23 protein-coding genes, 1 tRNA gene and 1 pseudogene are annotated in these 24,540 nt (G+C 71.4%); 16 read left to right on the plus strand and 9 right to left on the minus strand.

Annotated features, from left to right (window positions below; genetic code table 11):
* Positions 1-198 precede the first annotated feature (198 nt).
* The 4 genes from nadA to DJ82_RS12630 are packed head-to-tail and all read left to right on the plus strand — an operon-like array spanning position 199 to position 4,125.
* Positions 199-1,332, plus strand: coding sequence for a quinolinate synthase NadA (gene nadA / locus DJ82_RS12615; protein WP_094581959.1), 1,134 nt, complete (start codon positions 199-201; stop codon positions 1,330-1,332).
* Positions 1,329-2,996, plus strand: coding sequence for an L-aspartate oxidase (locus DJ82_RS12620; RefSeq protein ID WP_094581960.1), 1,668 nt, complete (start codon positions 1,329-1,331; stop codon positions 2,994-2,996). Before nadA ends, DJ82_RS12620 begins: the two co-directional genes overlap by 4 nt.
* Entirely contained in the window at positions 2,990-3,817 is an 828-nt protein-coding gene (gene nadC / locus DJ82_RS12625; RefSeq protein ID WP_094581961.1) for a carboxylating nicotinate-nucleotide diphosphorylase, read from the plus strand. The genes DJ82_RS12620 and nadC overlap by 7 nt, the downstream gene beginning before the upstream one ends.
* A gap of 56 nt (positions 3,818-3,873) precedes the next feature.
* Entirely contained in the window at positions 3,874-4,125 is a 252-nt protein-coding gene (locus DJ82_RS12630) for a hypothetical protein (RefSeq protein ID WP_094522609.1), read from the plus strand.
* 30 nt (positions 4,126-4,155) lie between these two features.
* On the opposite strand, the gene DJ82_RS12635 is transcribed toward DJ82_RS12630, so the two are convergent.
* The 4 genes from DJ82_RS12635 to DJ82_RS12650 all read right to left on the minus strand — a co-directional run bounded on the left by DJ82_RS12635 (position 4,156) and on the right by DJ82_RS12650 (position 6,962).
* Positions 4,156-5,004 (minus strand): agmatinase family protein, encoded by an 849-nt coding sequence (locus DJ82_RS12635; protein ID WP_094581962.1) that lies wholly within the window; start codon positions 5,002-5,004, stop codon positions 4,156-4,158.
* A 7-nt stretch (positions 5,005-5,011) separates the two neighbouring features.
* Positions 5,012-5,389, minus strand: coding sequence for a translation initiation factor IF-5A (locus DJ82_RS12640; protein WP_094522613.1), 378 nt, complete (start codon positions 5,387-5,389; stop codon positions 5,012-5,014).
* A gap of 114 nt (positions 5,390-5,503) precedes the next feature.
* Positions 5,504-5,788 carry a hypothetical protein gene (locus DJ82_RS12645; protein ID WP_094522615.1) on the minus strand — a complete coding sequence of 95 codons (285 nt, stop codon included), beginning with the start codon at positions 5,786-5,788 and terminating at the stop codon, positions 5,504-5,506.
* Position 5,789: 1 nt separating this feature from the next.
* The gene (locus tag DJ82_RS12650; RefSeq protein WP_094581963.1) at positions 5,790-6,962 is read right to left on the minus strand and encodes an aminotransferase class I/II-fold pyridoxal phosphate-dependent enzyme; all 1,173 of its coding nucleotides are present in this window, start codon (positions 6,960-6,962) and stop codon (positions 5,790-5,792) included.
* A gap of 153 nt (positions 6,963-7,115) precedes the next feature.
* Between DJ82_RS12650 and DJ82_RS12655 the strand changes: the two genes are divergently transcribed.
* From DJ82_RS12655 to pyrF, 5 genes and pseudogenes are all read left to right on the plus strand, one after another.
* Positions 7,116-8,135, plus strand: a complete 1,020-nt coding sequence (locus tag DJ82_RS12655) for an AI-2E family transporter (RefSeq protein ID WP_094557918.1) — start codon at positions 7,116-7,118, stop codon at positions 8,133-8,135.
* 94 nt (positions 8,136-8,229) lie between these two features.
* The gene (locus DJ82_RS12660) at positions 8,230-9,936 is read left to right on the plus strand and encodes a succinic semialdehyde dehydrogenase (RefSeq protein WP_094581964.1); all 1,707 of its coding nucleotides are present in this window, start codon (positions 8,230-8,232) and stop codon (positions 9,934-9,936) included.
* Between the two features lie 70 nt (positions 9,937-10,006).
* On the plus strand, positions 10,007-10,774 hold the full coding sequence (locus DJ82_RS12665; RefSeq protein WP_094581965.1) for a hypothetical protein: 768 nt from the start codon (positions 10,007-10,009) through the stop codon (positions 10,772-10,774).
* On the plus strand, positions 10,732-11,541 hold the full coding sequence (locus DJ82_RS12670) for a class I SAM-dependent methyltransferase (protein WP_394338201.1): 810 nt from the start codon (positions 10,732-10,734) through the stop codon (positions 11,539-11,541). The genes DJ82_RS12665 and DJ82_RS12670 overlap by 43 nt, the downstream gene beginning before the upstream one ends.
* Before the next feature lie 65 nt (positions 11,542-11,606).
* Positions 11,607-12,437 (plus strand): annotated as a pseudogene (pyrF, locus tag DJ82_RS12675) (orotidine-5'-phosphate decarboxylase).
* A gap of 36 nt (positions 12,438-12,473) precedes the next feature.
* Here pyrF and DJ82_RS15045 read toward each other — a convergent pair.
* A complete protein-coding gene (locus tag DJ82_RS15045) occupies positions 12,474-12,617 on the minus strand; it encodes a hypothetical protein (protein WP_176451172.1) in 144 nt (47 codons plus the stop codon).
* A gap of 50 nt (positions 12,618-12,667) precedes the next feature.
* Here DJ82_RS15045 and trmY point away from each other — a divergent pair, with 50 nt between their 5' ends.
* The 4 genes from trmY to DJ82_RS12695 all read left to right on the plus strand — a co-directional run bounded on the left by trmY (position 12,668) and on the right by DJ82_RS12695 (position 14,957).
* Positions 12,668-13,288, plus strand: coding sequence for a tRNA (pseudouridine(54)-N(1))-methyltransferase TrmY (gene trmY / locus DJ82_RS12680; protein WP_094581966.1), 621 nt, complete (start codon positions 12,668-12,670; stop codon positions 13,286-13,288).
* A complete protein-coding gene (locus tag DJ82_RS12685; RefSeq protein WP_094581967.1) occupies positions 13,269-13,649 on the plus strand; it encodes a CHY zinc finger protein in 381 nt (126 codons plus the stop codon). Before trmY ends, DJ82_RS12685 begins: the two co-directional genes overlap by 20 nt.
* 95 nt (positions 13,650-13,744) lie before the next feature.
* Positions 13,745-13,817 (plus strand) — tRNA-Pro (locus DJ82_RS12690).
* 438 nt (positions 13,818-14,255) lie between these two features.
* On the plus strand, positions 14,256-14,957 hold the full coding sequence (locus DJ82_RS12695) for a TVP38/TMEM64 family protein (protein WP_094522631.1): 702 nt from the start codon (positions 14,256-14,258) through the stop codon (positions 14,955-14,957).
* A 23-nt stretch (positions 14,958-14,980) separates the two neighbouring features.
* Here DJ82_RS12695 and DJ82_RS12700 read toward each other — a convergent pair whose 3' ends face one another.
* Both DJ82_RS12700 and DJ82_RS12705 read right to left on the minus strand, forming a co-directional pair.
* Positions 14,981-15,403, minus strand: coding sequence for a GtrA family protein (locus DJ82_RS12700; protein WP_094522633.1), 423 nt, complete (start codon positions 15,401-15,403; stop codon positions 14,981-14,983).
* The gene (locus DJ82_RS12705) at positions 15,403-16,851 is read right to left on the minus strand and encodes a sulfatase (protein ID WP_094581968.1); all 1,449 of its coding nucleotides are present in this window, start codon (positions 16,849-16,851) and stop codon (positions 15,403-15,405) included. The genes DJ82_RS12700 and DJ82_RS12705 overlap by 1 nt, the downstream gene beginning before the upstream one ends.
* Positions 16,852-17,103: 252 nt before the next feature.
* Between DJ82_RS12705 and DJ82_RS12710 the strand changes: the two genes are divergently transcribed.
* The 3 genes from DJ82_RS12710 to DJ82_RS12720 are packed head-to-tail and all read left to right on the plus strand — an operon-like array spanning position 17,104 to position 18,873.
* Positions 17,104-18,060 (plus strand): alpha/beta fold hydrolase, encoded by a 957-nt coding sequence (locus tag DJ82_RS12710; protein ID WP_094581969.1) that lies wholly within the window; start codon positions 17,104-17,106, stop codon positions 18,058-18,060.
* Between the two features lie 43 nt (positions 18,061-18,103).
* The gene (locus tag DJ82_RS12715) at positions 18,104-18,430 is read left to right on the plus strand and encodes a cupin domain-containing protein (RefSeq protein ID WP_094522639.1); all 327 of its coding nucleotides are present in this window, start codon (positions 18,104-18,106) and stop codon (positions 18,428-18,430) included.
* Entirely contained in the window at positions 18,430-18,873 is a 444-nt protein-coding gene (locus DJ82_RS12720) for a rhodanese-like domain-containing protein (RefSeq protein ID WP_094522641.1), read from the plus strand. The genes DJ82_RS12715 and DJ82_RS12720 overlap by 1 nt, the downstream gene beginning before the upstream one ends.
* Here DJ82_RS12720 and DJ82_RS12725 read toward each other — a convergent pair whose 3' ends face one another.
* On the minus strand, positions 18,874-21,054 hold the full coding sequence (locus DJ82_RS12725) for a PGF-CTERM sorting domain-containing protein (protein WP_241881517.1): 2,181 nt from the start codon (positions 21,052-21,054) through the stop codon (positions 18,874-18,876). It lies immediately after the preceding gene.
* Between the two features lie 218 nt (positions 21,055-21,272).
* Positions 21,273-22,181 (minus strand): Vms1/Ankzf1 family peptidyl-tRNA hydrolase, encoded by a 909-nt coding sequence (locus tag DJ82_RS12730; protein ID WP_094581970.1) that lies wholly within the window; start codon positions 22,179-22,181, stop codon positions 21,273-21,275.
* Positions 22,182-24,540 lie beyond the last annotated feature (2,359 nt).

Here is a 24,540-nt window from a genome sequence, read left to right on the forward strand (position 1 = left end):
ACGGGCGGACTCGTCGTCGCGGACGGCGGCCCGTTCGTGAGCGACACCGCTCCGCCCGCGAGCGGCGATGCCCTCGTTCGAAGGTTGTTCCTCACGAAACCCACGACGAAGGAATCGAAACCGTTGACGGCCAATTTGAAGAAAAAATTTATACAAAACGAGCCATTGAATCTGATACTTCCCAGAGAGAACGATCGAATGCCAACACTCGAATCAACAGACATCGATACGGAGCTGAGTCTCTTCAAATACGACGGGCTCGAACCGCTTCCGGCGGAGTACCGGAAACTCGGGCCCGACGAGCGGGCGTCCAGGCTCGACGCCGCGCGCGACGCGCTCGGCGATGACGTCGTCGTCCTCGGCCACAACTACCAGCGCGAGGAAATCGTCGAGAACGCGGACTTCGTCGGCGACTCGTATCAGCTCTCGACGCGAGCGGCCGAGACGGACGCGAGTAACGTCGTCTTCGGCGGCGTGACGTTCATGGCCGAGTCGGCCGATATCGTCACCGACGAGGATCAGACGGTCCACCTGCCGTCGATGGAGGCCTCCTGCCCGATGGCCGGCATGGCCGAGGCGTTACAGGTCGACGCCGCGTGGAAGGAGCTGACCGCGGCGGCGGGCGACAGGGAAGTCGTCCCCGTGACGTACATGAACTCGTACGCCGACCTGAAGGCGTTCTGCGCGGACCACGGGGGTCTCGTTTGCACCTCTTCGAACGCCGCGGACGCCTTCGAGTGGGCCCTCGACCGGGGCGACGCGGTGCTGTTCCTCCCGGACAAGCACCTCGGGTTCAACACCGCCGTCGACCTCGGGCTCGACGACTCGACGACCGTCTGGGACCCGTGGGACCCGGCGGGACAGGACGCCGACGCCGTCGCCGACAGCGACGTGATCCTCTGGGAGGGGTACTGCCAGGTCCACGAGCGCTTCCGGCCGCGCCACGTCGACGAGGTCCGCGAGGCGCACCCCGACGCCGAGGTCGTCGTCCACCCGGAGTGCCGCCACGAGGTCGTCGAGGCCGCGGACACCGTCGGCTCGACGGCGACGATCCGAGAGACCGTCGCGTCCGCCGACCCGGGCGAGACGGTCGTCATCGGGACGGAGATCCACCTCGCGAAGCACCTCGACCGGTGGCACCCGGAAGTCGAAGTGGTTCCGCTCTGCGGCGACGCCTGCATGGACTGCAACGCGATGCGCCAGATCGACCCGAACTATCTGCTCTGGATCCTCGAAGAGCTCGTCGCGGGACGCGAGCGGAACGTGATCGAGGTCGCGTCGGCCGAGCGGGAGTCGGCGGCGACCGCGCTCGACCGCATGCTGGAGCTATGACCGGGACGGCGACCGCGCCGCCGAACGGCGCACGGACGGACGTCCTGGTGGTCGGCGCCGGCGTCGCCGGGTGCGCGGCGGCGCTGGCCGCGGCCCGGACCGGCGCCGAGGTGACGGTGGTGACCAAGGCGAGCCGCCCGGCCGACGCCAACACGTACTGGGCGCAGGGCGGCGTGGCGGTCGCCACCGAGGACTCGGCGTCGTTCCGACGCGACGTCCTCGCGGCCGCAGACGGCGAGGCGGACCCGGAAGCGGTCGAGGCGCTCGTGAGCGAGAGTCGGGACGCGGTCGCCGACGTGCTCGTTGACACGCTCGGCGTCCCGTTCGACCGCGCGGAGGACCGGACCGGGACCGCGGACCCCGCCGACGCGCGTCTCGACGCGCTCGCCCGCTGTCGCGAGGGGGGTCACTCCGCGGACCGGATCGTTCACGTCGACGCCTCGACCGGAGCGCACCTCCTCCCGCCGTTTCTCGACTACCTCGACGGGCTCGCCGGGGTCCGTCTGCTGCAGGACACGGCGGTCCTCGACCTGCTCGGCAACGGCGCGGGCGTCGACGGCGCGCTGCTCGAACGCGGCGGTGAAACGGGAACGGTCGCGGCCGGCTCGACGGTCCTCGCCACCGGTGGTATCGGCGCCTGCTACGGCACGTCGACGAACCCGGACGGAGCGACCGGCGACGGGATCGCCATGGCGGCGCTCGCGGGCGCGACGGTCGCGGACGCGGCGTACGTCCAGTTCCACCCCACGGCGTTTCCCGGGGGCGAGGCCGCCGAGGCCGCTGACGTCGACGGCGACGCCGATCCGTTCCTCGTGAGCGAGGCCGTCAGAGGGGCCGGCGCCGTCCTCCGCAACGCGGACGGCGAGCGGTTCATGCCGGCGGTCCACGAGGACGCCGAACTCGCGCCGCGCGACGTCGTCGCACGCGCGGTCGCGGACGAACGCCGAGAGACCGGATCCGTCGTCCTCGACGTCGACGGGATCGGCTTCGCGGACCGGTTCCCGGACTTGGCGTCGATGTGCGCCGAGCGCGGCATCGACCCGTCTACCGGGATCCCCGTCGCGCCGGCGCAACACTTCCTCTGTGGCGGCGTGGCGGTCGACGAGCGCGGACGGGCCTCGATCGACCGGCTGTTCGCCGTCGGCGAGTGTTCGCGGACCGGCGTCCACGGCGCCAACCGGTTGGCCTCCACGGGCCTGCTGGAGGGGCTCGTCTGGGGACTTCGTGCCGGCGAGACGGCCGCGGCCGAGAGCGACCCACCGGGAGCGGCTCTCTCAGTCCCCGACCTGCCGTCCGACGACCCGGAGTTGCCGACGTCGTTCGAGGCGGCGAAGTTCGATCGGCTCCGCCGAACGATGGACGAGCGATTGGGCGTCGAGCGGACCCGCTCGGGCGTCCGGAGCGCGGCGGCCTCGCTGCGTCGACTGAAGGGCGAGGTCGACGCGTACGCGCGGACGCGCCGTAGCCGAGAGCTCTCGGAGCTGCGAAACGCCGTGGTCTGCGGACTGCTCATCGCGCGCGACGCCGCCGAGTCGCCCTCGGCGGGGTGTCACCGTCTGGTCGACGGCGGCGTCGTTGAAACCGATGGGGCCCCGAGATCCGACGGCGGTCGGTCGGGGTCGACCGGGGTCCGCGGTCCGCGAGGGGGTGACGAAGGGTGTTGACCGAGGCGACGATCGAGTCGTGGCTGCGGGAGGACCTCGGCCACCACGACGTGACGAACGACGTGCCGGGGGAGGCGGCCGGTCGTCTCGTCGCCACGGAAGCCGGCGTGGCGGCGGGGATCGAGGCGGCCGCGTCCGTGTTTGAGACCTCGGGCGTCGACGCCGAGCCGCTCGTCGAGTCAGGCGCCGGCGTGGCGGCAGGCGAGGCCGTCTTGTCGGTCTCCGGGCCGGCTCGGGGAGTTCTCCGCGCGGAGCGGGACGCGGTCAACGTCGCCGGTCACGCCTCGGGCGTCGCCACGCGAACCAGCGAGGCGGTTCGCCTCGCGAGAGCGGCGACCGACGACCCGCCGACGGTGGCGGCGACCCGAAAGACCACGCCCGGGCTCCGCGGCGTCGAGAAGCGAGCGGTCGCGGCCGGCGGCGGCGACACCCACCGACTCGATCTGTCGCATATGGTCATGGTGAAGGACAATCACATCGCCGAGCTGGGCTTGGAAACCGCGGTAGAGCGGTTCCGCGAACGGTCCTCGTTCGCCACGAACGTGGAAGTCGAGGCCGAGTCGCCTCAGACGGCGGCTCGCGCCGCCGACGCGGGGGCCGACGTCGTTCTCCTCGACAACATGAGCCCGGCGACGACGCGGCGGGCCGTCGATCGCGTCCCGGAGGGCGTCCTCACTGAGGCGAGCGGCGGGATCGGACTCGACGACATCGGGGAATACGGGACGACCGGTGTCGACGTCGTGTCGCTCGGAGCGCTCACCCACAGCGCGCCCGCGCTGGACTACTCGTTTCGAACCGACGGGGACGCGAGTCCGACGTAGCCGCAAGCCCTGCCAGAAAACAGTAGTTATTAATCATGTAGTTCCTAGACGAGGGTATGGCAGAGATAGCCATCGAGTACGCGGCCGGCAGCCGCCTCCAGCCGGAGGCGGAGACGGCGCGACGACTGATCGACTCCTACCTCGGCGACCGCCCCGACGTCGACGGGGTCACCCTCTCGCCCTCCACCGATTCGGTATTCTGCGTCAGCGTCGAGGGCGATCGGATCTGGTGTACGGATCCGCGCGAGTGGATCGACGCGATGGCGGCCGTCACGGCGGCCCGCCGCCGGCTCTCCGAGCTGTCGTAGGCGGTCGGCGCCCGCGGCCGCTCGGAGCGGTCAGTCGCCGCCCGCCGCGTGGGCCCGGACGAACTCCCGGAGGAGCTTGCCGCCGACCGCCGCGGCCTGTCCGTCGTCGCGGTCGTTCACTTCGACGACGTCGAAGCCGTCGGCGCGAGCCGCGACGGCCCGGACGAGGTCGCGGGCCTCGCGGGGGACGAGCCCGAACGGCTCCATCGTCCCCGTCCCCGGCGCGAGGCCGGGGTCGAGCCCGTCGACGTCCACCGAACAGTACACCGACTCCCCCGCGAAGGGGTCGGAAGCGCCATCGCGGTCGTCTCCGGTGACCCCGTCGAGCCACGCGCGCGCTTCCTCGGGCGGCACGACCTCGACGTCGGTGTCGGCCGCGCGGTCCCACTCGGCCTCCGAGCCCGTGCGAGCACCGACGATCACCGCCCGGTCGACGCCGAGGTCGTCGAGACACCGACGGGTGACGCAGGCGTGGCTCCAGGGGTTCCCGTCGTACGCGTCTCGAAGGTCGAGGTGTGCGTCGCAGACGACGAGGACGTCTGGATCGACCGCCTGGACGCCGGCGTAGGTGACGGTGTGTTCGCCGCCGACGAGGAGGGGGACGGCGTCGTCGAGCGCGACGCTCCGGAGCTCGGCGGCGAGGTGATCGAGGTACGCCTCGACGTCGTCCCACGTGGGGACGTCGCCGGCGTCGTGGACGTCGAGCGCGGAGAAGTAGCTGTCCGTCCTGCGGTCGTAGTCGTCGTACGTCTCTGCGAATCGCCGGACTCGGTCCGGTCCGAACCGGGCACCGGGCTGAAACGTGGTCGTGGCGTCGAGGGGAGCGCCGACAACCACGTAGGAAGCAGCCTCGCGGTCGGTCGTCGCTCCGGGGAACATGCCTCGACTACCCGACGACCTTGCGCTGACCCTCGTACTCGAGGTACTCGATGTTGTCGTCCGAGGAGAAGTCCTCGCCCTCGGGGATGCGCATCGTGAACGTCTCGTAGGTGTCGAGGTCCATGACCTGCGCGTCGTTCCCGGAGACGGAGACGACCTGTCCCTGCTTCCGCTGGATGATCGGGACCCAGACCTTCGCGTCGACCGGCTGAGAGAGCGAGCGCTTCCTGTCGTCGAAGACCCCCTTGCCCTCGACGCGCGCCTTGGCGCTCCCGTGTTTTCCGGGCTTTGCTGTGCTGTAGTGGTTGATCTTGCAGGGCGCACTGTCCATCATCACGTAGCTGCCCTCCTGGAGTTCGCGAACCTGCTTCTGCTCTCGCGGCATGCCCGCTACTTTTTTCGGGGCGGGTATAAACGGTTTGGAACGGCGCCGACGCCGGCGTTCGCCGCGGGTTCGCACCCCAGAACGAAGGGGTGTCGACCGCGGCTGCGAGCCGAGTTACGGATCCATCTCGTCGACGTACTCCTCCCGCTCGTCCTCGTCGTCCGCGTCCCCGTCCGGCGGGACGAACTGTCCGGTGAGAAGGTAGCTGGCGACGAAGAGACCGATGAACCCGACTCCGACCGCCGCGGTCGTCCGCACGACGAACGGGAAGTCGATCCACCAGAACGCGCGGTCGGCGATCGCCATGACGACGACGGCGACGAAGAGCACCTTCTGCTCGTCGGTCGGGTCGCGGACGAAGCCGACCACGTCGTCTTTGATGTCGCTGAAAAAGCCCATCTCAGGCACCTCCCGCCGCGTCGACGTCCCCGCCTTCGGCGGTCGCCGTCTCGATCACGCGGCCCACCCGTTCCAACCCCTCCTCCAACTCCGACGTCGGCAGCCCGAACCCGATCCGGAAGCGGTCCGGGAAGCCGAACAGCCCGCCGGGCGCCAGCACGACGCTCTCCGTCTCGACGACGGTCCGGCAGAACGACTCGGCGTCGTCGAAGCCGTCGGGAACGGTGACGAACCCGTTGACGCCGACCGGGTCGTACCAGTCGAGGCCGTGGCGGTCCAGCCACTCCGCGACGATCGCGCGGTGCGTCTCCGCCAGTTCGCGGTTCTCCGCTAAAATCTTCGTCTCGCGCCGGCCGAGCGCCTGCTTCGCGACGTACTGGCCGAACAGCGACGGCGAGCTGGTGGTGTAATCCTTCCACCGCCACGCGCGCTCGACGACCGCCTCGGGACCGGCGATCCAGCCGAACCGGAGCCCCGCGAGCCCGTACGCTTTCGTGAGGCTCGTCGTCGAGATTCCGTGGCGTCCGAAGCTCGCGACCGGGGGGTGCGGCTCCGCCGCGAGCAGTCGGTACACCTCGTCGCAGAGGAGGTACGCGTCGTGCTCGACGGCGACGTCGTAGACCGCCCGCATCGCCGCCTCGTCGTGGTACCGGCCGGTGGGGTTGTTGGGGTTGTTCACGACGATCACGGCGGTGTCGTCGCGGGCCGCGTCGGCGATCGCGTCCGGGTCGAGCCCCCACTCCGGCGGCTCCAGCTCGACGCGGGTCACGTCGCCGAACGCGTCCGGAACGGCGTGAAGCGCCTGATACGTGGGGGTGACGACGACCGCGTGGCACCCCGATCCGACGGCGGCGGAGTCGCCCGCCCCGTCGCTGCTCGGCGTCCCGTCGCCCACGCCCGCCTTGTCCCCGAGCAGCGAGAGGAACGTGAGGAAGTTCGCCTCCTGCGTCCCGCAGGTGAACAGCACCTCGTCGGCGCTCCGGCCGTACCGGTCGCCGACCGACGCGCGGAACTCCGGATCGCCGTTCGTCGGGATCACGTAGTCGAGTTTCCCCGGGTCCAGATCGAAGCGGCTCGCGTCGAGTGAGCGGATCCCGCTCTCGGCCAACATGATGTCGGCCTCGTGCTCGTACTCCGCGAACCAGCGTTCGAGGCCGAACGGGTCGATGCGCATACCCGACGTGGGAGTGGCGTGAGGTTAGTTGCTACGGTCCCTGACGGGGTGTCCGTCCCGGCCGGCGCCGCTCGAGCCGCAATCGTCGCCGTCGCCGCGTCCCCGCCCCCGCACCGTCGGAATGACTTTCAGCCGTCGCCGCGACGGGAAGCCATGATACTCTCTCGCTCTCGGGTCCTCGGCGCGCTCCTCGTCGCGACGGCCGCGATCGCGGCGTTCGTGCTGGCGGAGGTGCTCCGGACCGTCGTCTTCGCGATCACGTTCGCGTACGTCCTCTACCCCCTTCGGAAGCGACTCGTCGGTCGAGGGCTGTCGCGCCGGGTCGCCTGCGCCGCGTCCACCGTCCTCGCCTTCCTCGCCGCCGCGCTCCTCGTGGTCCCGCTGCTGTACGTCCTGTACCGGCAGCGGTCCCGACTGATCGACCTGCTGGGACAGATCCCCGACGTCCTCGTCGTAGAGGCGCTGGGTCTCCGGTTCCCCATCGAGGCGGCGCCGGTGGTGTCGGCCGTCCGGATCGCGCTCCGAGACCTCGCGCTCGCGATCACCGCCGCGGCGCCGCGGCTCGCGCTCGAACTCATCGTGTTCACCATCCTCGTGTACGGGCTCCTCCTCCGGCCGGACGCGGTCGGCACTGCCGTGTTCAAGATAGTACCCCCCGAGTACCGCGACATCCCGATGCGGCTGCACCGCCGGACGCGCACGACGCTGTACTCCATCTACATCCTCCAGGCGGCCACGGCCGCCGCGACATTCGTCCTCGCGCTCGCGCTGTTCGCGCTCCTCGGGTACCGCTCGCCGGTCCTGTTGGCCGTCATCGCCGGCGTCCTCCAGTTCGTTCCCGTCGTCGGGCCCAGCGTGCTCGTCGTCGCGCTGGGCACTGGCGACCTCCTGATCGGGGAGACGACGCGAGCGATCCTCGTGGTTGTCTTCGGGCTCGGCGTCGTCTCCTTCGTCCCGGACGCGGTGATCCGGACGCAGCTCGCCGACTGGACGGGGAAGATATCTCCCGGGCTCTACCTCGTCGGCTTCGTGGGGGGCATCCTCACCGTCGGCGCGGTCGGGATCATCGTCGGGCCGCTCGTCGTGTCGCTCCTGCTTGAGATCATCGAGATGCTCTCCGAAAACGAGGGCACGTCGACCCCGGTCGAGCCGGCGACTGGCGCGCCGAAGTGACCGGCGAGTGGCTTGCCCCCGGTCCCGACCGGACCGGTCGGCGGCCGGGCCACCGGCACGGCTTTCCCGCTCCCGACCCTCCTTTTGACAACCGATGTCCTCGACGGACCCGCCGTCCCAGACGGCCGCGCCCGCCGCGCTCGCGGACGCGCCTCACCTCTCGACGCGACGGCTCGACGACCTCGCGGATCGCGCGCGTCGCGCGGCGCCCGCGGATTCGCCAGCATCGACTGACTCGTCCGGCGACGGCGAACCGCCCGCGGACGGCGACACGTCCGGCGAGAGCGACGCGCTCGACGTGTTCGCGCCGGCGACGACCGAGCGACTCGGCTCGGTCCCGGCCTGCGACGCGGCCGACGTCGCCGCCGCGGTCGAGCGCGCCCGGTCGGCGCAGGCAGAGTGGGAGGCAGTCCCCGCGACCGAGCGCGCGGCCCTCATCGACCGGTTCGGCGACCTCGTCTTGGAGCACCGCGAGGAGCTCCTCGACCTCCTCCAGCTGGAGACCGGGAAGTCCCGGCGGACCGCGGTCGAGGAGCTGTTCGACGTGCCGACCGGCTGCGACTACCTCGCGGACGAGGCGCCCGGCGCGCTCGCCGAGGAACGCCGGCGCGGGGTCATGCCCGGGTTCGCGACCGCGACGGTCACCTACGACCCGGTCGGCGTCGTCGGCGTCGTCTCGCCGTGGAACTACCCGCTGACGCTGTCGATGGCCGACGCGCTCCCGGCGCTCGCCGCGGGCAACGCGGTCGTGGTGAAACCCGACGAGAAGACGCCGTACGGGGCCCTCGCGCTCTCAGAGCTCCTGGAGGTCGCCGGGCTTCCCGACGACCTCTTCCAAGTCGTCACCGGCGAGGGGCCGACGGTCGGGCCCGCGCTGATCGACGCGGTCGACTACGTGGCGTTCACCGGGAGCACCGAGACGGGTCGGACCGTCGCCGAGCGCGCGGGCCGGAACCTGATCGACTGCTCGCTGGAGCTCGGCGGCAACAACCCGCTCGTCGTGCTCGACGACGCCGACGTCAACGAGGCGGCCCGCGGTGCGATCGACGCCTGCTTCTCGAACGCCGGGCAGCTCTGCCTCTCGGCCGAGCGGATCTACGTCGAGGAGTCGGCCTACCGGCCGTTCCGCGACGCGTTCGTCCGCGAGACGGAGGCGCTCACGCTCGGCACGGGCTACGACTACGACGCGGACCTCGGCTCGCTGATCGACGCCGACCAGTTGGACCGCGTCCGGAGTCACGTGGACGAGGCCCGCGAGGCGGGCGCGACAGTCGAAACGGGCGGGCGTCACCGTCCGGACGTGGCGCCGTACTGCTACGAGCCGACCGTCCTGACGGGCGTCGAGCCGGACGCGACGGTCGCCTGCGAGGAGACGTTCGGGCCGGTCGTCGTCGTGACGCCCGTCCCGGACGCGGCCGCCGCGGTCGCCGCCGCCAACGACTCGCCGTACGGCCTCAACGCGAGCGTGTGGACCGCGGACCGCGAGCGCGGCGCGGCGGTCGCCCGCGAGATCGACTGCGGCACCGTCAACGTCAACGACGGCTTCCTCGCGACGTGGGGCGCGGCCGACGCGCCGATGGGCGGGTTCGGCGACTCGGGGCTCGGCCGCCGCCACGGTCCGGAGGGGATCCGGCGGTACACGGAGTCGCGGACGGTGGGGGTGTCCCGTGTCGGCCCGCTCGGCTTCCCAGACCGGATCCCGACCGACTGGTTCGTCCGCGGCGCGTTCGCCGCGACCGCGCTCGGCCGGAAGGCGAGTCGGGGCGTGCGACGGCTGAAAGCGCGGATCGGGCTGCGATAACCGGAGGGTATCGGGCGGGCGACGGCGCGGCGACCTGCGGATTCAAGACCGTCGCCCGCCACGTGAAAGCATGGCAGGACCGGACCCCGCCGAACTGCGGCGGGTCGTCGACGCGTTCCCCGCGGCGGCCGACGGCGACGTGAGCGGCCGAATCGACGACCTCCTCGACGGGACGTACGGCAGGCTGAGACGCGACTGGTACCCCGAACTGGAGCGGCTGACCGAGACGTTCGCCGACGGCGACGTCCTCCGCGAGGACGTGCTCGAACACGTCGAGGCGGTGCCGTCGTTCCGCCTCTCGGACGGCGCCGCGCCCCTCCCGGAGAAGCGCCGGGCGCTCGCGGCGGCCGACGAAGCGGCCGACGAGGTGGCCGAGATCGCCGGATGGTACGCGACGCTGCGGTCGATGCTCGACGACGACCCCGACGACCTGACCCGCTTCGAGCGGCTGCTCCACGGCTTCGGCTACGTCCTCGCGCACGGGCTCTTCCTCGGCGCGTCGTCGCCGAAGCGCGTCGTCCGGCGGCTCCGGCTGGCGTACCGGTCCGTGGGCGTGAGCATCGACGGGACCGACAGCGAGGCCGGCGCGGAGCGGACCGAGTTCACCTGTCCCTACCGCGGCGTGGGCGCGCGGATCTACGGCGAGAAGTGGGTCTGCCACGAGAAGCTCGACCGCGTCGACGACGGCTACGTGACGTACCTCGGAGAGCGGGGGATCGACTACCAGCGGCCGCGGGACTGCGACGGGAGCGAGCGGTGTTACTCCACGGTCGCGCGCGACGGGCCGGAGCTGTGGTGGCCGAAGACCGCGCCCGCGGCGGTCCGCGCTCGGTGGTGACCCGGGACTGTCGACGGTCGCGACCGCGGGCCCGAGCGGGTGAGGGGAGCGGGGCGAGCGGAGCGCGCTCGGGCGACGGCTCACCCGAGGCGGCCGACGACGAGCGCGTCGCGCGGCGGATCCAACGCGGCTACGGTGCGTGGGCGCGGGTGTACGACTGGTTCGCGCGAGCGACCGCGTCGGTCGGGGGCGTGCGGACGGGGTGCGTCCGCGCGCTCGACCTCGACCCCGGAGACACCGTCGTCGAGTTCGGCTGCGGCCCCGGCGTCAACGTCCCGGCGCTCCGGGAGGCCGTGGGCCCGACCGGGCGCGTCGTCGGCGTCGACATCACCGGCGCGATGCTCGGCCGGGCCCGCGGACTGGCGGAGCGGCGGGGGTGGGAGAACGTCGAGTTCGTGCGGGGCGACGCGACCGACCCGCCGGTCCGGTCGGCCGACGCGGTGCTCGCGACGTTCGTCACGTCCCTGTTCCCCGACCCGTACGCGGTCGTGAGCGACTGGTGCGGGCTGGCCGACGCGGTCGTCGTCGCGGCGTTCGCGCCGCGGGGGAACCGACCCGCGAACGCCGCTCTCGCCGGCTTCGCGCGGGTGAACGGGCGGCTGTTCGACCTGGACTCGGACGACCCGCTCGACCGACTGGACGCGCGGACGACGGCCGGGCGGCGGGCGCTCGCGGACAACGCGGAGACGGTGACCGAGGAGCGGTACCTCTTCGGGACGATCACGGCGTACGCCGGGCACGGTCGTGCGGTCGCTCCGGGTGAGTGACGGACGACCGAAGGGAGCCCGAGCGGAACGCAACGTTTAGCGCGCCCCCGGCCGCAGTGGCGGGCATGAGCTTCTTCGAGACGCTCGCGGCCCGGATCGAGTCGACGGACAGCGTCGTCTCGGTCGGCCTCGACCCGGACCCGAGCCGGCTCCCCGACTCCGTCGCCGACGCCGACCTGCCGCGGTGGGCGTTCAACCGCCGGATCATCGACGCGACCCACGAGCACGCCGCGTGCTACAAGCCCAACGCCGCGTTCTACGAGGACGCCGACGGCTGGCGCGCGCTCCGGGAGACGATCGCCTACGCCCACGGCAGGGACGTCCCGGTCCTGCTCGACGCCAAGCGCGCCGACATCGGTAACACCACGCGGCGGTAGGCCGCGGCGCTCGACGACGCCGACGCGATCACGGTGAACCCGTACCTCGGTCGCGACTCCCTCCAGCCGTTCCTCGACCGCGCGGAGAAGGGCGTCTTCGTCCTCTGTCGCACCTCGAACCCCGGCGGGAGCGACCTCCAGGACCTCGAACTCGCCTCGGGCGAGCCGCTCTACGAACGGGTCGCGGCGCTCGCGGACGTGTGGAACGCGAACGACAACGTCGGCCTCGTGGTCGGCGCGACCGCCCCCGAGGAGCTGGCCGAGGTCCGCGAGATCGTCCCAGAGATCCCCTTCCTCGTCCCCGGCGTGGGAGCGCAGGGCGGCGACGCTGAGGCCGCGGTCGAACACGGGCTCGCCGACCGCCCGGACGCCGCCGTCGACGTGGGGCTCGTCAACTCCTCGCGCGGGATCGTCTTCGCCGGCGAGGAGTCGAGCCGCCCGGACGACGAGGCGACGTACTTCGGCGCCGGGGGCGACGCGGCCAAGCGGCTCAAAAAGCGGCTGAACCGACACCGGTAGGCGGTCCGTCGACGACCGGCCGGCTTCGGGGCCGAGTCACTGCCGGCGGCCCTGCGTACACGCCGTGCAGAGGCCGGCGTCGTCGCTCCAGTGGTCCTCGCAGACGGCCCGCCCGCACTGCGGACAGCCGTGGCGCGCCGGCGCGGCCTCGCAGATCTGACAGATTCCGGTAACGCTCATACGGATCGTCGGGTCGGGTCGCTTATGAGTGTCGGGGGCGACCCCCGCGTATGCGCCAGTTCGTCGTCATCGGTCACGAGGTCCCGACCGACCCGGACGAGGTCTCGCTGTCGGACCTGCCCGGCGCGGGCCGGCTGGACCTGCTCTGTCGGTGCGTCGCGAGCGGCGTCTTCCTCTCGCACGGGATCCGCGAGTCCGTGCGGGTCCACCTCGTCGTCGCCGACGAGCTGACGGTCAGCTTCGACTCGGACAGCCTCCGCCACCTCCACCCGGACGAGCGCAACGTCGCCGCGCGGATCCGAGACGCGCTCGCCGCGAAGGCGGACGCGATCGGCCACATGCCCGCGGACGTCTCGCCGGGCGTCGAACTCCGCCGGATGGGACTGGAGGCGACGCTGGACCGGCTGCTCGACGCGGGCGGCACCGGCGCGTCCGTCGACCCGACGCTCGTCCAACTCCACGAGGACGGCGACCCCCTCGTCGACGCCGCCCCGCCGACCGATCCCGTGTTCGCTCTCTCCGACCACCGCGACTTCACCGACGGGGAGGAGGAAGTGCTCGCGGAGCGCGCGGAGCGCCGCGTCCGCGTCGGTCCCGAACTGCTCCACGCCGACCACGCGGTCTCGGTCGTCCACAACTGGCTCGACACCGATGGGTACGAGTCCTACTGAGCGCCGGACCACGACCGCGCCGGCGACCGACGACCGGTTCGCGGTCCCGCTTCGGGGCGTCGCCGTCGACTCGGAGACGCGGTGCGCGCACTGGGACGACCCCGTGGACGTGATCGCGCTCCGCTTCGGCTGCTGTGCGACGTACTACCCCTGCGACGCCTGCCACGACGCCGCGGCGGACCACCCGGCCGAGCCCTGGCCCCGCGACCGCTTCGACGAGCCGGCGGTGCTCTGCGGCGTCTGCGGCGCGACCCTCTCGGCCCGCGAATACCTCGACTGTGACGACGACGCCTGTCCGCGGTGCGGCGCCGATTTCAACCCCGGCTGTCGCGAGCACCGGGACCGGTACTTCGAGGCGTGACCCGGCCGTTCGTCGGGAGCCGGCCGGTCGGCGACCCGGAGCCCGCTTCCGACATTCGGAAAGGTTAAAAGAACGAACGGCCTTCTGTCGCATGCGGGCCGGTGGGGTAGCTTGGTATCCTTCGGCCTTCGGGTGGCCGTAACCACGATTCAAATTCGTGCCGGCCCATTTTCACCCCACTTCGCAACGACGAGCGCCAGCGAGGAGTCCGTAGTGCGGTGAAGCTGCCGCCGGGCGAATTCGAATCAGGGAGCAACTCTCCGATTTGCGACCGTGATTCAATATTCGTGCCGGCCCACTTCTCCCGCATTTCACCCAGCTAGCGACCGCCTTCTGGTGGCCGTAACCACGCCCTCGCGAGCGAAGCGAGCGAGGGACGACGAGTCGCACGCCCGGGAAGCGACCGACGGGAGCGACCCGGACCGTCTCGTCCGTATTCGAATTCGCGCCGGCCCACGTCTCCCGCATCCGTCTGTCGACCCCGCAGCGACGCCTCGCCGACCCTGGGCGGCTCGGTCCGCCCGTTTCGAACGCGGTCTCACGCTCCGCTGTCCGAACTCCGGTTTTAACAACCTTCAAGTCCACCGCTAGCCGGATACAACACGAATGAGACTCTTCGCCTCGGCGTCGGACAGACGGCGGGGGATCCTCGCGGTCGTCGCCGTCCTGCTCGCGTTCGTGGGCCTCTACCTCCTCGTCCGGGAGTACTTGGGGTTCATCACGAACGCCGAGGCCCTGCGGGTGTGGCTCCGGCAGTTCGGCGTGCTCGCTCCGCTCGTGTTCATCGCCATCCAAGCCCTCCAAGTGATCGTCGCGCCCATCCCGGGGCAGGTCGTCGCACTCGTCGCCGGCTACCTCTTCGGCCCCTTCTGGGGCACGGTCTACAGCGTCACCGGCGTCCTCATCGGGAGTGCCATCGCCTTCTCGCTCGCGAAGCGGTACGGCCGGTCGTTCGTCGAGGACGTGCTTCACCCGGACGTGGTCGCCCGCTTCGACGAGTTCGTCGACACGGTCGGCGTCCCGGGGCTGTTCGCGTTCGTCATCATCCCCGGCCTCCCCGACGACGCGATCTGCTTTTTAAGCGGTCTCACGAAGTGGAAGCTCCCCACGTTCATCGCCGTGATCAGCGTGGGTCGCCTTCCAGCGTACGTGTTCACCGTCTACGCCGGCGGCCAGCTCGCGAGCGGGCGGTTCCTCTCCGGGTTCGGGCTCATCCTCACGGTCGTCCTCGCTTCCGTGGTCGGTTACTACAAGCAGGAGGCGATCCGCGACGTCCTCGCCCGGGTCGAACCGCGGCTTCCTTTTTAAGAGGTCCCCTGACTGGTCCCGGGTCAACCCCAAGTCCACCGCCGGTCGAGGACGAACCGGTAGACCCCGCTGAGCAAGATGGCGACCGCGTTCGCGATGAGATACAGGATTCCGCCCCACTCCACGAGCGCGTAGAGGACGCCGAGCTGGATCGGGATGGCGGTCCCGCGGACGAGGTTCGTCTTCGCCAGCCCGGAGAGGTACTCGATCGTGCCCGTGTTCTGGCTCGCTTCGAACGTCCACGCGTTGTTGAACACGTACGAGAGAATGATCGTGATCTCGATGGCGACCGCCGCGCCGATCAGGTAGTTGATCCCGGCGGCGTCGACGAACAGCCAGAGCAGCCCCATCTGAATCCCCGCTGTGAACGCGCCGACGGTGACGAACCGGCGCATTTGGACGGCGATCGGTCCGCTGACGAGGTTGCGGAGGATCGCCCGGACCATCACCGATAGCCGAGCGCCTCGAGCCGGGCCTCGAGGTCCTCGTCGACCTCGTCGTCCCCGGCGGCGTCCCCCTCCCGGTCGCGGAGCTCGGCGACGTGGTCCGCGGCGATCGGCGCGAAGCGCTCGGCGACGGCCAGCTCCTCGTCGGTCGGGTCCGCGGACAGGTCCTCCTGCTGGGTCGGGTCCGAGGGACGGTGGTACAGCTCCGTCTCGCCCGTGTCCGCGTTCTCGACGTACGTCCACTCGGCGTCACGGACGCTCACGAGGAGGTCGCCGTCGGCCATCGACCGCGGGATCGGCTGCTCGGTCACCTCCTCGCCGCGGACGGTCACGGAGACGACGGGCTCCTGATCGGGGTCGGCGTCCCCTCGGACCGCGGGCGTCACCGACTCCCCGCGCCACTCCGGCGGCGACTCGACGCCGAGCAGGTCGGCCACGGTCGGCGGGATCGCGTCGAGGCCGACGTGTTCGGAGACGCGCCCGCCGTCCTCGCCGGGGACGTTGACGATGAACGGGACGCGGATCAGCTCGTCGTACAGCTTCGGGTAATGCGCGAGGTGGCCGTGTTCCTGGAACTCCTCGCCGTGGTCGCCCGCGACGACGATCGCGGTCTCGTCGGCGACGCCGGCCGCCTCCAGGGCGTCGAGCAGCCGGCCCACGCTGGCGTCCACCTGTCGCACGGTCGCCTGGTACAGCGTCCGGAGGTCGCGGAGGGTCCGCTCGCCAACCTCGAGTCCGAGGCTCGTGCGGGTGTGCGCGTGGAGCATCCGGTGGGTCCCGACGAGCCCGTCGGACACCTCGCGGATGTACCGCGGCGCCGGGACGTACGGCGTGTGCGTGTCCATGTAGTGGGTCCACAGGAAAAACGGTCCGTCGGCGTCGTCGATGAACTCCGTCGCGGCGTCCTCGACGTCGAACATGCGCGAGGCGTCGAGGAAGGGGCGGTCGTCGCTCTGGCCGCTGACCTTGGACTTGAGTCGGCGGAACGGCGAGGCGAGCAGCTGGATCCACGCTTCGACCGTCGGGTGGGCCGCGAGATACCGGCTGTACCGGCTCGACCCGACGCTGGTGACGAACGGCTCGAACTCGTCGAACCCCTCGGGGTACCCCCAGTGAGACGTGAGGAAGCCGTTGGCGGCGTTGAAGCCGCCGGTTTCGATCCGCGCCTCCGAGAGCACCGAAGCCAGCGTCCGCGCGCCGGTCACGCCGATGTCGTCGTTCCGGGCGAAAACGGGTTCGGACGCGAGGATCGACGGGAACGAAAAGGGCGTCCAGTTTCCGGTCGCGAACGCCCGGTCGAACGTCGTTCCGTCGTCGGCGAGGTCGTCGAGTACCGGCGAGATCCGATCGGTGTCGTACGGTGCTATCGCGTCGGCTCGCAGCGAATCTATCGTGACGAGAACGACGTTCGATACGGTCTCGTCCGCGTGTGAGGTGTCCGGTGCCATGTTATGCGGTGGGTGTCTCCGTCGTCGCGACGCCGCGGGACGGCCCGACCGGTCGGACCGCGAATTTTCGGCGGCCCGACTGGGGCGCGGATCTCCGTTGACGCGGTGAGCCGGCGGCCGGCCCGCGTCTCGTCGAGCCGCGCGTCAGCAACACGAGTATACCCCAGAGAGCGCTTGCCAACGGCTTGAGGATTTCGATCTCGGAGACGGCGGGAGCGTAGCTATTTGCCGCGGGCCCGCGAAGGGGCAGATATGAGCGATGCGACGACCGAGGCGGTCCGCGGCGTCGACGCCCTCGACGCCGACGTCCCGGGCGACGAGATTCCCGAGTCGGTGCCGGCCGAGTCGCGGGCCGTGGAGACGAACGGCGTCCGGCTCCACGTCGTCGAGGCGGGGCCGGAAGACGGGAAGCTGCTCGTCCTACTCCACGGGTTCCCGGAGTTCTGGTACGGCTGGCACGAGGCGATCGCGACGCTCGCCAGCGCCGGGTACCGCGTCGTGGTCCCGGACCAGCGCGGGTACAACCTCTCGGAGAAACCGCCGGCCGTGAGCGACTACCGGATCGACGAGCTCGCCCGCGACGTCGTCGGCATCGTCGACGCGTACGGGCGGGACACCGCCGGCGTCGCCGGCCACGACTGGGGGGCGGCGGTGGGGTGGTGGCTCGCGCTCCACCACGCCGACCGCGTCTCCGAATTCGTCGCCGCGAACGTCCCGCATCCGACCGTCTTCGAGGAGACGCTCCGGAGCTCGTGGGACCAGCGGCTCAAGAGCTGGTACGTGCTCGCGTTCCAGCTCCCGAAGCTCCCCGAGGCGGTCGCCAGCGCGGGCGACTGGCGGCTGGCCGTCCGCGGGCTCCGCGACTCCAGCAACCCCGGCACGTTCGGCGACGAGGACGTTCGTCGCTACCGCCGCGCGTGGAACCGCGAGGGCGCCTTCGAGGCGATGGTGAACTGGTACCGGGCGATCGTTCGAGACCGGCCAACTCCGGAGCACACCCGCGTCGAGGTCCCGACGCTGGTGATCTGGGGCGCGAAGGACCGCTTCCTCACCAAGCGAATGGCCGGCCGGAGCGTGGAGCACTGCACCGACGGTCGGCTGTTGACCCTTGACGCCGCGACGCACTGGGTCGTCCACGAGGAGCCGCACCGGGTCGCGGAGGCGATCGCCGAGCACGCGGACCCGCTCCCGCCCGGCGCGCGCGAGTGACCTCGCCACGGACCTTTTATACCGACGGCCACCACCGTGAGGCATGACGCTCGACAGATACGCGGACGCCGTCGCCGACCTCGACCCCGCGCCGGGCGAGGTGGAGACCGCCGAGCTCGTCGTCACCGACGACGTGCTCGTCAAGGCGTTCGTCCTCGGCCCGGACGCCGCCGTCGACCCGCACGAACACGCCGACTCGACCAACGTCTTCCACGTTATCGAGGGGGAGCCGACGGTCGTCAGAGACGACGCCGAGGAGGCGCTCTCGGCGCCCGCGGTGGTCCCGAACGAGCGCGGCGAGGTCCACGGCGCGCGCAACGAGACCGACGAGCGAGCCGTGCTCACGGCGAGCCTCTGCCCGCTCCCCTGATGGACGGTGAGGTCGACCCCGAGGAGCTCGCGGCGCTTCTCGACGAAGAGGACGGAGCCGACGGCGACGCGGACGGGAGCGAGGACGACGAGGGCGGTCTCCGGATCGTCGACATCCGCGACCGGCGGGCGTTCGACCGCGGCCACCTCCCCGGCAGCGAGTGCGTTCCGTTCCCCGAGCTGACGACCCGCGTCGAGGGCCTGACCGGCGCCTCGCGGATCGTCACCGTCTGCCCGCACGGGATCGCCAGCCGGCAGGCCGCACAGCTGATCGGGAGCTACGCCGGGATCGGGGACGCGCGCGTCGAGAGCCTCCGCGGGGGCGTCGAAGCGTGGCAGCGCGACGTCGGCGAGTTAGAGACGACGGACGGGGAGAGCGGCGAGGCCGGCGAGGCCGACGAGCGCGACGGCGGGACCGACGAAGGGCCCGACGCCCCCTTCTGATCAGGGGCGGCGCCGGCCGAACGTCACGGCGGCGACGATCAGCGCGAGCACGGCGGCGACGGGACCGAACCCGGGGACGCCGTCGTCGGTCGCGCCGGCGACGGGGCCGTTCCGCTCGACGGTGACGGTCGTCGACGCCCCGTCGACCGGGCCGACGACGCTCACGTTCGCTTCCCGATCGCCGCCGATCACGCGGGTGCCTCCCGACTCCCCGAGCGTGACGTTCCGAGCGACGGTCGTTTGGTCGCCGGAATCGAGTCTGACGGGCGCGGTGGCGACCGTCTCCCCGTCGACGCGGAACTCGACGTCGGCGCCCGCGGGGAGCCTCGCGTCGTTTCCGACGGTCGCGGTGACGCGGACCGGGTCGCCGGCGGTCACGCGCTCTGCGGCGGTCGAGACGCCGCGAACCGACGGCGGCGCGGGCTCCGAGACGACGACCGTCAGCCGCTCGCCGGCGACCCGGACCGCGTGTTCGCCGGGCTCCGCGAAGGCGCGCTCGAAGCGCACCGTGGTCTCCGCGCCCGCGTCGACCGTGCCGGTCCGCGTCGCGACCGCGTCGCCGTCGACGGTCAGCGCGAGGTCGTACTCGCCCGCGACGCCGCCGGTGTTGGCGACGTCGACCGCCGCCGCGAGCGTCTCGCCCGCGACGAGTTCCACGGGGCCGCGGGCGACGGGACGGTCGCGGTACTCGCCGGTCGCCCGGACGCCGTCGTCGGCGAGGGCGTAGCCGACCTGCGCCGGCGTCTCGCCGAACGCCTCGGCGTGGGCCCCGCGGTCCCACGTCTCCGCCGTCGCCCGCGTGGTCGTCAGGCGCTCGGCCTCGGCGCGGACCGCCGCCGCGGTCTCGGCGTCGGCCCCCTCGGCCGCGGCCGCCTCGATCGCGTCGAGGATATCCTCGTTGGTGACCGGTCCGTCAGCGGCGTTCAGCTCGCGGAGGACCGTCGCCAGCGAGGCGCTCCCGTCCGTCGCGACGCGGAGCCGACGGTCGATCTCGCCCGCAACGAGCGCCCCCTTCGTGTAGTCCGGGTTCCGCTCCCACGTTCCGGATTCGGCGAGGACGGCGGAGGCGTCGGGGTCGCGCTCGCCGCGCGCCAGCGTCCGCTCGAACTCCTCGAAGTCGGCGGCGCCGCGGTCGAGCGCGAACAGCGCGGCGTAGTAGGTCGCGCTCGCCTCGGTGATCCACCGGCCGCTCGCGTCGGTCCGGTACGCTTGCCGGGTGTGGACGTACTCGTGGGTCCAGACGTCGGTCGCGGTACCCGCCGGCTCCGCGTCCCGGACCCACAAGTCGGCGTCGCCGACCTGGAGCCCGCGGACGCCCCACCCGACGTCGCCGGTGGGCGCCGCCACCGCGAACACCGTCTCGTCGCGCGCGCCGACCTGCAGCGCGGTCGACGCCGACTCGAAGACGCCGAACACCTCCTCGGGAGGCGCTTCGAGGTCGGCCGCCGCGGGGACGATCAGCCGGTAGCGCTGGCCGCCGGCCTCGCGGACGTGCTCCTCGTAGGGGCCGAGGAACGCCATCGCCTGCGATGCGACTCCCTCGCCGTCGACGGCGTTCTCGCGCGTCAGCCGGACCTGTCCGTCGTACCGGCCGGTGTACGACCAGCTCGCTCTCGTCCGCGGCGCCCGGACCAGCGCCCACTCGCCCGCGTCGACGAACCGGTAGGAGCCGCGGGCGCCGAGCGGGCCCGCCTCCTCGACGGTGTCGTTCGCGTCCATCGCGTAGGTGAGCGAGGGGGTCGCCGTCTCCCCGTCCCACGCCCACGTCGATCCGTCGGCGCCGGCGTCGTCGGCCGGCTCGAAGCCGTCGGGCTCGACCGCGGCGTCGTTCGCGCTGAGGAGTGTCACTCGAAGCTCCGTGACGCGGTCGGGGATCTCCGCCCGCGTCGTGACCCCGACCGTTCCGCGTTCGTCGGTCGCGAACAGCTCGTTTCGCAGGCGGATCGCGTCGGAGTCGTCGGCCTGAGCCGTCCGAGCGGCTCGGTCGGCGGCGGACGAGACGCTCTCGCCCCCGTCGAGCGACGCGGGACCGACCGATCCGTGGGAGACGTGCTCGGCAGCGCCCGCACGCTCCCCGACCGCCGCGCTCCCGGCGGCCGGCAGCGCGGCCGCGAGCAGCATCGCGACGAGGAGGACGGCGAGAACAGACCGAACCGCGGGATCCGACCCCGACCGTGTCATGGATCCACCACCGTGCGACGCCGACAAATGCCTGTTCCTCTCGGCGGGAACCCGCGTCGCTCCCGAGCCCGGACGCGAGACATAAAAAAAGCCGATCGACGAGGGGGGGAGAGGGAGCGTGTGTCGTCCCTCCACGCCATAATTCGCCTTCGAGAGACATAGTTATAATCCGCATACCACCGGTCGCGGCGGACTCGCGTCCGCGTCCACGGACCGCGTCAGATCCCGTGGATCCGGGCGGTCCAGAAGTCGCGGAAGGCGTCTTCGAGGGCGGCCTTCGGCTTCCCGGTCGCGTCCGAGACGTCGGTGACGTCGGCGTGGTCGCGCACCTCGCCGAGCACGCTCCGCTCGCCGACGAGGATCACGCGGTCGACGTCGTCCGCGTCGGCGACGGCGGCCAGCTCGCGGCTCGCCTTCTTCAGGTGGTCGGCGATCTGTCCCCCGCGGCGGCGCTCGAAGCGCCCCTGCGAGAAGCCGCCCTTCGAGTGGGCCTCCTTCACGTCGGAGGTGAACCCCTCGAAGGCGACGCGCTCGGTCCCCTCGTACGTGCCCATCGCGAACGTGTCGGAGCGGACCACGGCGAAGGCGAACCGGCCGGTCGGGCGGAACCACGTCTCCTCCAGTCGGAAGGCGTCGTCCCACCGGTCGAAGGGCTCGGGCGCGATCGGGGGCGCGATCGCCGCGCTCACGGCGCCCGAGTCGTCGGCGAGGACGACCGCGGGCGCGGCCCGTCGGACGAGTCGGGCTCGGTCACCGAACCAGTCGGAGACGCTCGTCGGCACCGCGTCGTCGCTCGGGACGAAGGCCGTGAGCAGCCCCTCCGGGTCGTCGCTCTCGACCGCCCGAAACCGGTCGAGGAGATCGGTCAGGCGGTCGCCGCGGGCGTCGCTCACGCGCCGGAACTCGACGGACGCCTCCGCGCCCTCCGTCCGACTCAGTCGCTCCTCCAGCGACTCGATCCGGTGTTCGAGCTCGTTGACGCGCTCCTCGGCGCGCTGGCGGTCGGCGACCGCGTCCGAGCGGCGCTCTTCCTCGGCCTCGGCCCGGCGTTCGAGGTGGCGCTTCTCCTCCTCCAACTCCGCGATCTTCTCCTTCAGCTCGGCGCGCCCGAGCAGCCTGTCGATCATACCCGAACGGCGACCCCCGGCGACCTAAAAGGTGCGTCTGTGGCGGGGTAGTCGCGGAATGACTTATAAATAACTGCGGTGGCGCGCCCCGGTGAGCGGCCCGGAGGGCCGCGAACCGCCGGTGCGAAGGGAGTCGGTCGCCCGAGGGGCGACCGACGAGGCTGGGGACGTGCAGGTGCGGGTCGCTGTGCGGTCGGTGGGATCAAAGGGGCAGTCGCGAAGACGGGCGGCGAGTAAAAGCAACGCAGGGAGCGAGTGAAACGGCGACTGAGGAGCGCAACGAAGCGTCAGCGCCGTCGTCCGCGACTGGGGCCCTGGAGTTGTTTCCCGCCGATCGCGCGGTCGATATTTATAAAACACTAACTGGAGGCAGAACGCCCACAGAAACGGAATCGCAGAACCCGCCCTTCTCGTATCCACGCGTTCACGGTGGCTCCAGCCTCCAGCCGCACAGCGCCTCCGCCCGATCCGCGACGCAGCAGGACTTTTCCGGTCGGGGTCTCGTCGCGAACTTCGTCGGGGGGGAGCGGCGACGTCCCGCTCGCAACGTCGTCCGTCCGCGCGACGCGGATGTGACCGGCGCCGACCCTTCATCACGAGCGGCGCGTCGGTCGCTCTACCCTCGCCCCGTCCGCGTAGAGCTTGCTCGTATGAACCTGCTCGTGGTCCGGCCCGCCGGATGACGGCGCGGTGCCGTCGTGGGGGCTCGACGTACAGTTCCAATGTAAGCCGCTGGAAAAATCGCCGACATGCAGCGTGATAACTCTGGCAAGGTATATACAAAGCGTTACCGGCGCGTGAGTGACGTTGATACATGACGCCCCGCGCACAGGCCGTCTAAAATCGGAGCCCGGCGGCCGGCCGTTACGCGCCGTCCGACCGCGCGCGGACCTCGTGAGGCCGAAGCCGTACCGGAGCCGGTTGGCGAGCGTCCCGAGAGAAACGCGCCCTCCGTGTCCGCGAGTCGTACGCTCGGCGAGCCCTGGTAGATGAGCGGGACGGGACCTCCCTGGTTCGAGCGCCTTCCTCGACCCGTCCACCGTGCCGGTCGACCGCGGCGACGCGGTCGGCGACGTCGCCCAAGTCGGACCCTCCCTCGCGAACGCCCTCCTCGCAACAGCTCCAAGGAGCCACGAACGGATTGACGGCGCCGTTGTTCCACGTCCGAGCGACGACTCCAATTGTCGAGGTCGCTACCCGCCCTCGGCGAGCAGCTCGAACCCTCGCGTACGCAACTGCATCAGCGCGTATCCCGCGTTGTGGACCATCCTGTCACGTGTGAGCCCGGACCCGACGACAATCCGGTCGTGGCCGTCCGGCCCGGTGCGAGCCGCGTCGAAGACGGGGGGCCCAGCGCCTCGTAGGGCACCAATCGGGCCGCCGATTCATCAGCGAGAAGCCCGCCTCAGGCGCTGCGGGCGCCGGACCGTGCCGCCAGTCGAGTAGGCGGCGTCAGTCTCCTCCGGCGCGCCGGAGACTCGTGGACGGGAGTTGCCGCCGTCGCGAACACGTCGTCGCCGTCGGGTGCGCTCCAGGTCCGCGAGGGTGGCCGTCGACGCGCGTCGCCGGCGGGCACCATCAAGCCAGATCCGCTTCTTCCTCCCGGCCGGCGCAGAGGTCGGCGACCGAGTCCGCGGCGTACGCGCCCGCTCGCGCCGTCGCGGTCGCTCCGCGAGAGGTCGAACGCGACCGAAACAACGTCGGACCCGCCGCAGCGACCGGTTAACGACCGATCTGCCCAATCGCCCGAGTCCGATGAGCCGAGTTCACATGCGCGAGGGGTTGGGACCGCCCCGCGTAGGGTTTTCGTTCGGGCCGCCCGGCGCGCGAGCGACCGCGCGAACCCCACAACCGTTTTTGCTCGCGCCCGAGAGCCGCGCACATGGGAGCGTTCCGAGAACGAGCTCGACTGGACGGAGACGGACGCGAGAAGACCCGGTTTGGCGGAAGCAGCTCGCCAGGCGGCCGGCGCGAGGGGACTCGGCCTGTAGCCCTACGAGCTCCCCGCCGGGGGGGGGGGGGAAGTCGTGCCGTACCACTAAGCCGCCAACGAGGAGGCGTCCTACGTTCGGGGGGAGGGCCTCCCGGCACGGCGGCGAGACGGAAGCGATCGAGGAGGGCGAACACGTGCGTTCGCGGCCGACGAGTCGGCGCGCAAACGGCGTCGTCAACCGATAGCGACGAGCCGGTGGGACCTGCGCTGTCGAGATGACCGAGCCCCGAACGTGGACGGTGTTATCCGATTCCGGTACATTCGGGTCTACGTCGGCTCGCCCGAAGGGCCGGCCGGCGAGGGCGCTCGTTTGAGGGGTACTACGAGACGACGGCGACGTCCGACTCACTGGGAGATGTAGCGGTG

This window comes from Halorubrum sp. Ib24, assembly GCF_002252745.1.
Lineage (GTDB): Archaea > Halobacteriota > Halobacteria > Halobacteriales > Haloferacaceae > Halorubrum.

Bases quoted from the DNA above. Each gene is read 5' to 3' on its own strand.
- DJ82_RS12660 (WP_094581964.1), top strand. From the start codon at position 8,230: ATGTCCTCGACGGACCCGCCGTCCCAGACGGCCGCGCCCGCCGCGCTC.
- DJ82_RS12650 (WP_094581963.1), bottom strand. From the start codon at position 6,962: ATGCGCATCGACCCGTTCGGCCTCGAACGCTGGTTCGCGGAGTACGAG.
- DJ82_RS12630 (WP_094522609.1), top strand. From the start codon at position 3,874: ATGGCAGAGATAGCCATCGAGTACGCGGCCGGCAGCCGCCTCCAGCCG.
- DJ82_RS12715 (WP_094522639.1), top strand. From the start codon at position 18,104: ATGACGCTCGACAGATACGCGGACGCCGTCGCCGACCTCGACCCCGCG.
- DJ82_RS12730 (WP_094581970.1), bottom strand. From the start codon at position 22,181: ATGATCGACAGGCTGCTCGGGCGCGCCGAGCTGAAGGAGAAGATCGCG.
- nadA (WP_094581959.1), top strand. From the start codon at position 199: ATGCCAACACTCGAATCAACAGACATCGATACGGAGCTGAGTCTCTTC.
- DJ82_RS12705 (WP_094581968.1), bottom strand. From the start codon at position 16,851: ATGGCACCGGACACCTCACACGCGGACGAGACCGTATCGAACGTCGTT.
- DJ82_RS12685 (WP_094581967.1), top strand. From the start codon at position 13,269: ATGGGTACGAGTCCTACTGAGCGCCGGACCACGACCGCGCCGGCGACC.
- DJ82_RS15045 (WP_176451172.1), bottom strand. From the start codon at position 12,617: ATGAGCGTTACCGGAATCTGTCAGATCTGCGAGGCCGCGCCGGCGCGC.
- DJ82_RS12635 (WP_094581962.1), bottom strand. From the start codon at position 5,004: ATGTTCCCCGGAGCGACGACCGACCGCGAGGCTGCTTCCTACGTGGTT.
- DJ82_RS12665 (WP_094581965.1), top strand. From the start codon at position 10,007: ATGGCAGGACCGGACCCCGCCGAACTGCGGCGGGTCGTCGACGCGTTC.
- trmY (WP_094581966.1), top strand. From the start codon at position 12,668: ATGCGCCAGTTCGTCGTCATCGGTCACGAGGTCCCGACCGACCCGGAC.
- DJ82_RS12640 (WP_094522613.1), bottom strand. From the start codon at position 5,389: ATGCCGCGAGAGCAGAAGCAGGTTCGCGAACTCCAGGAGGGCAGCTAC.
- DJ82_RS12620 (WP_094581960.1), top strand. From the start codon at position 1,329: ATGACCGGGACGGCGACCGCGCCGCCGAACGGCGCACGGACGGACGTC.
- DJ82_RS12720 (WP_094522641.1), top strand. From the start codon at position 18,430: ATGGACGGTGAGGTCGACCCCGAGGAGCTCGCGGCGCTTCTCGACGAA.
- DJ82_RS12695 (WP_094522631.1), top strand. From the start codon at position 14,256: ATGAGACTCTTCGCCTCGGCGTCGGACAGACGGCGGGGGATCCTCGCG.
- DJ82_RS12645 (WP_094522615.1), bottom strand. From the start codon at position 5,788: ATGGGCTTTTTCAGCGACATCAAAGACGACGTGGTCGGCTTCGTCCGC.
- DJ82_RS12655 (WP_094557918.1), top strand. From the start codon at position 7,116: ATGATACTCTCTCGCTCTCGGGTCCTCGGCGCGCTCCTCGTCGCGACG.
- DJ82_RS12710 (WP_094581969.1), top strand. From the start codon at position 17,104: ATGAGCGATGCGACGACCGAGGCGGTCCGCGGCGTCGACGCCCTCGAC.
- DJ82_RS12700 (WP_094522633.1), bottom strand. From the start codon at position 15,403: ATGGTCCGGGCGATCCTCCGCAACCTCGTCAGCGGACCGATCGCCGTC.
- DJ82_RS12725 (WP_241881517.1), bottom strand. From the start codon at position 21,054: ATGACACGGTCGGGGTCGGATCCCGCGGTTCGGTCTGTTCTCGCCGTC.